Source organism: Streptomyces sp. UNOC14_S4 (assembly GCF_020740835.1).
Lineage (GTDB): Bacteria > Actinomycetota > Actinomycetes > Streptomycetales > Streptomycetaceae > Streptomyces.
The window spans coordinates 1-2,008 of record NZ_JAINFC010000836.1 but is presented as its reverse complement, the minus strand read 5'-3'; the positions used below and the strand labels follow the sequence as shown (position 1 = coordinate 2,008).

The following is a 2,008-nucleotide window of genomic DNA, read 5'->3' as shown; positions in this document are numbered from 1 at the left end:
CCCTCGTGGCGACCGCAGCCGCCGTCGTGACGGCCCCAGCCGCCACCCCAGCCCCAGTCGTCACCGCAGTCCTCGTGGTGGTGACGGTGGCCCCAGCGGCCGTCGCCCCAGCCACGGTCGCAGTCGTCCCAGCGGCCGTGGTCGTGGTGGTCCCAGCGGCCGTGGTCACGGTCGTGGTCCCAGCGACCGTGGTCACCGTCGTGGTCGTGGTCGTGGTGCCACGCCTGGACCGTGGGGGTGGCCGGGGCGGCCTGTGCCACACCGGCGATCGGAACGACGGCGGCCGCGGCGAGGAAGGCGGCGGCCGCGGTGCGGCCGACGAGCTTACGCATGTGTGTCTCCTGGATTCGCAGGAATCGGACAAAGACACCCATACCTCGCCCAGCGCGTGAAACAGCACGACTTCACGGTCATACAGTCATACGGACCAGGGATTCGCTCGGTTGCAGCAGCCTGACCCCCTCCCGGGTGGCGCACAGCGGCCGGATGCACGGGGTGCGGCCACTTAACATGGTCCGGATTCCCCCCACTGCGAACCTTTTGGAGCACTCATGGGCCTCGGCGTGCGCTGGACTCTGCACGGGGACGGGCGCACCCCGGCCCCCGGTGCCGTCGTCAGACCGGACGAGCGGCTCTCCTGGCCCCGGACCGCCGGGCTCGGCGCGCAGCACGTCGTGGCAATGTTCGGCGCGTCATTCGTCGCCCCGGTCCTCATGGGGCTCGACCCCAACCTCGCGATCATGATGTCCGGCGTCGCGACGATCCTCTTCCTGCTGGCGACGCGCGGCCGGGTGCCCAGCTATCTGGGGTGCAGCCTCTCCTTCGTGGGGGTCGCCGCGATCATCCGGGCGCAGGGCGGCGGCAGCGCGGCCGTCACCGGCGCGATCTTCGCGGTCGGCGCGGCGCTGTTCCTGAGCGGCCTGGCCGTACGGAAGTTCGGCGCGGGCATCATCCACGCGGCGATGCCGCCGGTGGTCACCGGTGCCGTGGTCATGCTGATCGGCTTCAACCTCGCGCCGGTCACGGCCAGGACGTACTGGCCGCAGGACCAGTGGACGGCCCTGCTGACGATGCTCGTCACCGGGCTCTGCGTGGTGTGCCTGCGCGGGTTCTGGTCCCGCGTCGCCATCTTCCTCGGGCTGCTCTTCGGCTACGGCATCTCCTGGGTGTTCGACCGCGCCTTCGGGAAGATCCACTCGGTGCACGGCGGGCCCGAGGCCGTCGACCACTGGCGTCTCGACCTCTCGGGGGTCGCCAAGGCCGACTGGCTCGGCCTGCCCACGCTGCACGGGCCGACGTTCAGCTGGTCCGCGATCCTCGTGGCCCTGCCGGTCGTCATCGCCCTGATCGCCGAGAACGCCGGGCACGTGAAGGCCGTCGGCGAGATGACCGGCGACCCGCTGGACGACCAGCTCGGCACCGCGATCTCCGCGGACGGCGCGGCGACGATGATCTCCACCGCGGTCGGCGGCCCGGCCAACACCACCTACTCCGAGAACATCGGCGTCATGGCGGCCACCCGGGTCTACTCCACCGCCGCCTACTGGGCGGCCGCGGGCTTCGCCCTGCTCTTCGGCGTCTGCCCGAAGTTCGGCGCCGTCGTGGCGGCCGTGCCCGGCGGTGTGCTGGGCGGCATCACCGTCATCCTCTACGGCATGATCGGCCTGCTCGGCGCGCAGATCTGGGTCCACAACAAGGTCGACCTGCGCAATCCGCTGAACCTGGTGCCGGTCGCCGCGGGCATCATCATCGGCATCGGTGGCGTCAGCCTGAAGATCAGCAACAACTTCGAGCTCAGCGGCATCGCCCTCGGCACCATCGTGGTGCTCTCCGGCTACCACGTCCTGCGCGCCCTGGCCCCGGCCCACCTCAAGGAGCAGGAGCCGCTGCTGGACGCGGGGACGAGCGGCTACGACGCGGCCGCCGAGCAGGAGGCGACCCGCCGCGACACCTGACGGAACGGGTGGCGGGGCGCCCCGGACATGACGCCCCGTCATCCGTTCCGGTC

2 protein-coding genes are annotated in these 2,008 nt (G+C 71.4%); one reads left to right on the top strand and one right to left on the bottom strand.

Annotated features, from left to right (window positions below):
* Positions 1-332 (bottom strand): hypothetical protein (locus K6I34_RS36275; RefSeq protein WP_229332283.1); only part of this gene is annotated, 332 nt, incomplete at its 3' end.
* A gap of 219 nt (positions 333-551) precedes the next feature.
* Between K6I34_RS36275 and K6I34_RS36270 the strand changes: the two genes are divergently transcribed.
* On the top strand, positions 552-1,955 hold the full coding sequence (locus K6I34_RS36270) for a uracil-xanthine permease family protein (RefSeq protein WP_229332282.1): 1,404 nt from the start codon (positions 552-554) through the stop codon (positions 1,953-1,955).
* Positions 1,956-2,008 lie beyond the last annotated feature (53 nt).